This window comes from Caballeronia sp. INML2, assembly GCF_023631365.1.
Lineage (GTDB): Bacteria > Pseudomonadota > Gammaproteobacteria > Burkholderiales > Burkholderiaceae > Caballeronia > Caballeronia turbans.
In genome coordinates this window covers 1-7,074 of sequence record NZ_JALQDH010000142.1, presented here as the reverse complement: position 1 = coordinate 7,074, position 7,074 = coordinate 1, and the positions used below count along the sequence as shown (strand labels likewise).

At 58.7% G+C, this 7,074-nt stretch carries 5 protein-coding genes; 3 read left to right on the top strand and 2 right to left on the bottom strand.

All coding sequences use genetic code 11. From position 1 onward, the window contains the following. Positions 1 to 83 precede the first annotated feature (83 nt). Positions 84 to 731 (bottom strand): carboxymuconolactone decarboxylase family protein, encoded by a 648-nt coding sequence (locus tag NCT32_RS36200; RefSeq protein ID WP_250491483.1) that lies wholly within the window; start codon positions 729 to 731, stop codon positions 84 to 86. A gap of 45 nt (positions 732 to 776) precedes the next feature. Continuing rightward, on the bottom strand, positions 777 to 1,964 hold the full coding sequence (locus NCT32_RS36195; RefSeq protein ID WP_250491482.1) for a CaiB/BaiF CoA-transferase family protein: 1,188 nt from the start codon (positions 1,962 to 1,964) through the stop codon (positions 777 to 779). Positions 1,965 to 2,247: 283 nt separating this feature from the next. On the opposite strand from NCT32_RS36195, the gene NCT32_RS36190 reads away from it, so the two are divergent. From NCT32_RS36190 to NCT32_RS36180, 3 genes are all read left to right on the top strand, one after another. Further along, complete coding sequence (locus NCT32_RS36190) at positions 2,248 to 3,588, top strand: MFS transporter (RefSeq protein ID WP_250491481.1); 1,341 nt, start codon at positions 2,248 to 2,250, stop codon at positions 3,586 to 3,588. Between the two features lie 144 nt (positions 3,589 to 3,732). Further along, positions 3,733 to 4,908, top strand: a complete 1,176-nt coding sequence (locus NCT32_RS36185; protein WP_250491480.1) for a porin — start codon at positions 3,733 to 3,735, stop codon at positions 4,906 to 4,908. Between the two features lie 128 nt (positions 4,909 to 5,036). Continuing rightward, positions 5,037 to 6,773 (top strand): tannase/feruloyl esterase family alpha/beta hydrolase, encoded by a 1,737-nt coding sequence (locus NCT32_RS36180; RefSeq protein WP_250491479.1) that lies wholly within the window; start codon positions 5,037 to 5,039, stop codon positions 6,771 to 6,773. Positions 6,774 to 7,074 lie beyond the last annotated feature (301 nt).

Here is a 7,074-nt window from a genome sequence, read left to right as displayed (position 1 = left end):
AAAATCGGCAGCTTGATTGCCTCAGCGATTCCACTTAAAAACTGGCGGATCCTGTCCGAACGAATGAGGCCACCTCTGTTCGATTAGCTCGCGCTCTTGCCCTCCGCATCGAATGGCGAACACGACAAGGAACTGCGCGCAAGGGTCGGCAGGGCCTCAGCTGCATCGTTCGCGTGGGGGAGCGGCGCGAGCGGCGGAAACACATCGTCGGGCAACGGGATCTGATGGACGTTGAGCGTCATCGACACTAACGTGTAGTAGCCGATCACTGCTCCGAGTTCAACTACCCCAACGTTGCCCCAGCGGCTCATCACGCGCTGGTAAACCTCCTCATTGACATTGCCGGTCTGTTGCAGCTGTCGCGCGAATTCGTAAATGTCGGCTTCTTCCGCGTCGTCGAAGACCGGCTGCGCGCCTGTCCTGATCGCGTCCAGCACGGCTTGATTCAGACCGGCGCGCAAGCCCGCCTCGGCGTGTATATGCCATTCCAGTTGACTGTTCCAGCGACGCGCCGTGACAACGATCGCCAGCTCGGTCAATCTAGCCGGCAAGGTTGTTCCGTAACGCAGGATTTCTCCAAAGCGTTGCCAGCGGTCGGCCAACTCGGGGCGATGCAGCGCAGCGCGCAAAGGGCCAACGACGGTCCCGCGTGGTCCGTCGACGACGGCCTGATAGACGCGCTCCTGTTCGGCGGTCATCGATTCGGGAGAGAAAAGGGGAATGCGTGCCACGTTCAATCCTTACAAGTTGATGTCATTTGATCTGCGTCGCCCGCGTCACGCGCGCGTGATGCCAAGCTCACGCAGCACCTGGTCCGTATGCTGTCCGAGCGTCGGGGGCGCGCGGTCGAAGCTCAACGGTGCATTGCGCAGCCGAATCGGGCTCACTACCTGCGGCACTGTGCCCGAGACCGGATGAGGAAGATGGCGCAGCATCTCGCGGTGCTTGACCTGAGCGTCTTCGAAGACCATTGGAATGGTGTTGATCGGCCCGCACGGTACCGTGGCGGCATCAAGTTTGGCGAGCCAGACCGCGAGGTCGTCTCCGAGCAACGCTTCGCGAATGATCGCGAGCAGCGGCGGAAGGTTACGCACGCGTTGCGCATTTGTCGCAAAGCGCTCGTCATCAGCAAGTTCCGGATGTGCGATGACGTCGCAAAATTTACGGAACTGGCCGTCGTTACCGACCGCAAGGACCAGATAGCCATCTCGACACTTGAACACGTCCTGTGGCTGGATATTCGGATGCTTGTTGCCGTTGCGAGCCGGCGTCTTACCCGAGACAAGATAGTTCATCGCCTGATTGGCGAGAAACGCGACTTGAACGTCGAGCATCGCCACGTCGATATAATCGCCTTCGGCCGTTTCGCTGCGTCTCGCGAGCGCGGCGAGAATCCCGACCGTTGCGTACATGCCGGTCATGATGTCGACAATCGGCACGCCGACCTTTTGCGGGCCGCCGCCCGGTTCGTCGTCACGCTCGCCCGTCACGCTCATCAGCCCGCCCATCGCCTGAATCATGAAGTCGTAGGCGGCGTTTTCCGACTTCGGGCCATCTTGACCAAAACCCGTGATCGAGCAGTAGATCAGATCGGGCTTGACGGCCTTCAAGTCGTCGTAGGCAAGGCCATAACGCTTCAGGGCGCCGGCCTTGAAGTTCTCGAGCACAACGTCGCACTGCGCCGCCAACGCACGTACGGTTTCCTGTCCCTCGGAAGTCGCCAGGTCAACTGCGACCGAGCGCTTGCCTCGATTCACGGACAGAAAATAGCCTGACTCCTTCGACGGCGTGCCATCGCTGGCTTCAAGGAACGGCGGCCCCCAACTGCGGGTGTCGTCACCGACTTCGGGACGTTCTACCTTGATGACGTCGGCACCGAGGTCCGCAAGGATCTGGCCGCTCCACGGACCCGCCATGATCCGGCTGAGGTCGAGCACTCTGATGTGAGAGAGGGGTCCACTCATGATCTTTTCCCGTTCAAATCGATAGTCCGCGTGACGCGTAGGTTGCGCGCTTCAATCATTAGGTCATACTTTTAACCTAAAAGCACGCAAGTTCCGGATGCGAACCGGTACGCGCAACGTGCGTCACGATCCATGCGTCGTATTCTGTCGACTTCCGGGCCGCCGCGCCGCTCGTAAAAACCCTATAGGTCATGTTATTGACTTTTAGGCGTCCAAGCTCTCTAATTCGGCTACCAAGGGCGCTCGCTCGCATCGAGCGATCTGTTCACAGAAGGAGACAGCCGTGACCATCCAAACATCCACATCGCCGACTGGCGACCTCTCCGTAGGTATTCCTGCGGAAAACGCCGTCTACAAAAAGCTCCTCTGGCGCATGATGCCGCTCCTCATGCTGCTCTATATCGTCGCCTTTATCGATCGGTCCAACGTAGGCTTCGCGAAGCTCAGCTTCCTGCGCGACCTGGGCCTCTCTGAGGCGGTTTTCGGAATCGGGGCGGGCATTTTTTACGCCGGCTACATGCTGTTCGAAATTCCTAGCAACATGCTCCTCGCGAAGATCGGTGCGCGAAAGACTTTCCTGCGAATCATGATTCTGTGGGCGGTGTGTTCGGCAGGACTCGCCGGCATGACCGGACAGAATAGCTACTATCTTTGGCGCTTTCTGCTTGGCGCTTCCGAAGCGGGGCTGTTTCCCGGCATCCTGCTTTATCTGACGTACTGGGTGCCGGTCTCGCGCCGTGCTCGCTTCACTGCGCTGTTCATGGCTTCCATTCCCATTGCAGGCGTGATTGGCGGCCCGCTGTCTGGGCTCATCATGCATACGATGGACGGTGTCGCAGGACTGCACAGCTGGCGGTGGCTTTTTCTGATCGAAGGGATTCCGCCGCTGCTGCTGATCTTCGTCGTGATTCGACTGCTGCATGATGCCCCGGCCAATGCGCCTTGGCTCTCGTCGGACGAGGTCGCCATCATTGAACACGACTTGCGTGCCGACCGCGAGGCGACCAGTGCCACCGCACATAAGTCTTTCGGAAAGGCGCTGCTTTCGCCTCGCTTCTATCTGTTGACCGGAATGGGCGTCGCCCTCCTCGCCAGCACGTCGAACGTATTCTTCTGGTTGCCGACGATCATCAACCGGACTGGCATTACCGACATGTGGACGATAGGCGTACTGTCGTCGCTCCCCTTCATCGCTGGCTTCGTCTGCCAGTACCTTGTGGCTCGACACTCGGACGCGCGCAAGGAGCGTCGCTGGCACGCCGCGCTTTCTGGCGTGGCCGCAGCGATTGGCTGGGCTGCGCTGCCGCTGGTGTCCGCCAACCCCGCATTGTCGATCGTCGCGTTGATCGTGACGGCAGCCGGAACATTTGCCGCGATGGGCCCGTTCTGGTCCATGCCCAGCCTCTATCTGAGCAAGCAAGCCGCGGCGGGGGGCATCGCGCTAATCAGCACCCTCGCAGGACTTGGCAGCCTCGTGAGTCCTGGCATCGTCGGCTGGCTCAACCAGACCACGCATACGCTTGCCGCGGGTCAGTATTACCTCGCTGCGCTCATGCTGATCGGAGCCGTGACCGTCGTCGCGGTGGGTCGCCACGACAAGCCGAGAGAGACGACCACCGTCTGAGCAACATCCAGGGCAGAGGTTCGATACCTCGGCCCCTAATCCCTACAGCGCTACCTCAACGTCTGCGCGAGCCACCGTTCTTCGGTCTCTCCGATGGCGAAGCCTTGCCCAAACACTGACAAAACTGAACCCTGGAGACTATTAATGAACAAGCATTCCTACTCGCTTGTCGCGATCGCAGCGCTCAGCGCCTTTGCCACCACCGCCTATGGTCAAAGCAGCGTCACACTGTACGGCATTATTGATGCTGGCTTTAACTATCAGTCGAACGCCAATGGCGGACGCCTGTTTGCTATGACGAGCGGAGTCAACCAAGGCAGCCGGTTCGGACTTGTAGGAAGCGAGGATCTCGGTGCGGGACTCAAAGCGATCTTCCGGCTGGAGAATGGCTTCGACGTAACGAACGGACGACTCGGCCAAGGCGGCCTGATGTTCGGTCGGCAAGCCTATGTCGGGCTATCGAATACGTACGGGACGGTGACATTCGGCCGACAATACGACGCACTTACCGAATTCGTGGGTCAGTACTCCGTGAGCAATCAGTGGGGCGGCTACATCTCAGCCCATCCGGGCGATCTCGACAACTTCAACTACAGCTTCCGGAGCAATAACGCCGTGAAGTTCAGGAGCGCGGACTACGCTGGCTTTTCATTCGGAGGGACGTATAGCCTCGGGGGGATCGCCGGTGACGTGACACGTAACCAGATCTGGTCTGTTGGTGCAGGTTATACCCGTGGCCCGCTCTCTCTCGGCGTCGCCTATCTCAACGCCCGGAACCCCAACACGAGCTTGTTTGGAGGCAACTCCGCGACGGCTGCAACGGCCACTGCGGCCAATGCAACCTCGCCCGTCTACCGCGGTTTCCTCTCAGCGCATTCCTATCAGGACATCGGTGCAGGCGCGTCGTACACATACGGCGCCGCCACCTTCGGCGCAACGTATTCGAATATCAGCTTCCGTGGCATGGGCGATACGACCTCCGGGCCAAACCCGAGCCGGTATACGGGCAATGCGACGTTCAACAACGCCGAGGTGAATTTCAGCTATCAAATCACGCCTGCGTGGATGGCGGGCGTCGCTTACGACTATACCAAGGGCAGTTCGAACAACGTTAACGAAGGGGCGACTTATCACCAGGCCGAGGCCAGCACGCACTACTTCCTTTCCAAAAGAACGGACGTTTATCTCTCGGCCGTCTATCAGCATGCCTCAGGTGTCGATTCGACAAACAACAAGGCGGTCGCCGCTATCAACGTCCTGACGCCGTCATCCTCCGACAGCGTCAAGGTGGTTCGAATCGGCCTGCGTCACAAGTTTTGACGAAAGCATAACGAAGTTCCACAAAATGGATACGGCTTGGTTCGACTCTCGCATGGCGGCCGCGCTAACGCAGCTTCACCATCCGCCGGATCGACCAAACCATACAAGTTTGCTCTCAGGGGTTGAGAATGCCTAGCTTTGCCAAAAGTCTCCGCGTCGGCACCATGACGACGGCGGTCCTCTCCGTGTTTGGGGTAGCCGGATGCGGCGGCCACGATACCAACGATACGTCCACGCCCGATGCTCAACAACTGGCGGCGAACTGCAGTTCGCTCGCGTCGAAGAATGGGCCATCGCCGTTCCCCATCAGCGGTACCAATGTACTGAGCAGCGTGGTCGTTCCTGCGACTGCAACCGCTCCGCAGCAATGCCAGGTTGATGGCGAAATCAATCGTCGCACGGGTGTCGACGGGCAAAGCTATGCAATCCGCTTCCGTCTGCGACTACCTATTACGGGTTGGAATGGCCGTTTCTATATGGGCGGGGGCGGTGGCACCGATGGTACGCTGGTAGATCCCCAGGATGTTGCCGCACTCGGATACGCGACGATCGGCACTGACTCCGGACACGACAATACTGCCAACAATGTCGCAAACGCAGGCGGCACAGCATCGTTCGGTGTCGATCCACAAGCGCGAGTTGACTTTGCCTATAACTCCTATGACGAAGTTGCGCGCACGGGTAAAGCAGTGGTCGAAGCGTTCTATCACCGCGCTGCCGAGTTTTCGTACTTTGTCGGTTGCTCGGAAGGCGGCCGTGAAGCCATGCTGATGTCGCAGAAATTTCCAACCTATTTCGATGGCATCGTTGCGGGCGACCCTGCCATACATTTGCCCTTGGGACCGATGAGTGGCCTATACACCACCCAACTTTTTGCGGGTCTCGCCAATCGCATGGGCTTGAAGCTTACCAACGGCGATCCCGCGATCGCCAAAACGTTTTCCGACGCAGATCTGATGTTGGTTCGTGGCGCAGTCTTGAGCGCTTGTGACGATCTCGACGGTCTGCCGGACGGCATCGTGGACAACCTCCCTGCATGCACCTCTGCGCTCGTCTCTGCGAAACTTGCCGAGATGCAATGCAGCGGAGCAAAAGCAGACACTTGTTTAACTGGCGATCAGATTGCCACGCTACAGAAGGCATTTGGCGGTCCCGTCGACTCGGCCGGAAAGCAACTGTACTCGGACTACCCGTGGGACGCTGGCGTGAGCGCTCAGTCGGGATCCACCTATAGTCAAAACTGGCGGTCATGGTGGCTGGGGAGTTATGCGTCGGCGGCGAACAACGCGACCAAGCTGGTTTTCGCGCCAGCGGAAGCAGTGATTTACACATCTCCCCCACACTTGCCGAGTTCGGTTGCGGGCGCACTGAGCTATTCGCTCGCTTACAACTTTGACACGGACCCACAGGCAATCTATCAATCGACTGGAATCTATACGCAATCCGCCGCACAGTTGTACTTCACAGACGATCCCGACCTTTCGGCGTTCAAGACGCACGGCGGCAAGCTGATGATGTACCAGGGCGGCTCGGACTCTTCCTTGTCCATGAGCGATCTGTTGAAGTGGTATAACGCAATGAATCAAAAGATGGGCGGAAACGCTCAGGACTTTGCTCGACTCTACCTTGTTCCGGGCATGAACCATTGCAGCGGCGGGCCAGCGACGGACAAGTTCAACATGCTTCCGCAACTCGTGAACTGGGTCGAGAACGGGGTTGCACCGGATTCAGTCACTGCCGCAGCGACAAATCCCGGCTACTTCAACGTCGCTTCCCGTACTCGCCCTCTTTGCCCCTATCCGAAGCAGTCGCGATACAAGGGCTCGGGCGATATAAACGATGCGGCGAATTTTTCGTGCCGCTGATTCTGATTATGCCAGCCGGGTGACAGCATCAGGCTGGCAACTGAACGTCGGCATTCCCAACGCTTGCAGGACAATGTGGTGCTATATGGTCGCTCCGCGTTATCAGCTCCGATTGACTCGTTTTTGGGTGCCGTTCTACGTAAGTGTTCCTGCTTGAATGACCCATTCTTGGGTGTAACCGCCATCTGAATGTCTGAGCCACGAGGACAGGAAATGACCGCTCATGGCCGACAAGCGCCTCGCGGTCCGAACGTCAATGTCACGGCGTCAGCGATCGGCGTTCTGCCATTCGTGCGATTCA

Excerpts from the sequence above, each read along its gene's own strand:
- NCT32_RS36195 (WP_250491482.1), bottom strand. The coding sequence starts at position 1,964 with ATGAGTGGACCCCTCTCTCACATCAGAGTGCTCGACCTCAGCCGGATC.
- NCT32_RS36185 (WP_250491480.1), top strand. The coding sequence starts at position 3,733 with ATGAACAAGCATTCCTACTCGCTTGTCGCGATCGCAGCGCTCAGCGCC.
- NCT32_RS36180 (WP_250491479.1), top strand. The coding sequence starts at position 5,037 with ATGCCTAGCTTTGCCAAAAGTCTCCGCGTCGGCACCATGACGACGGCG.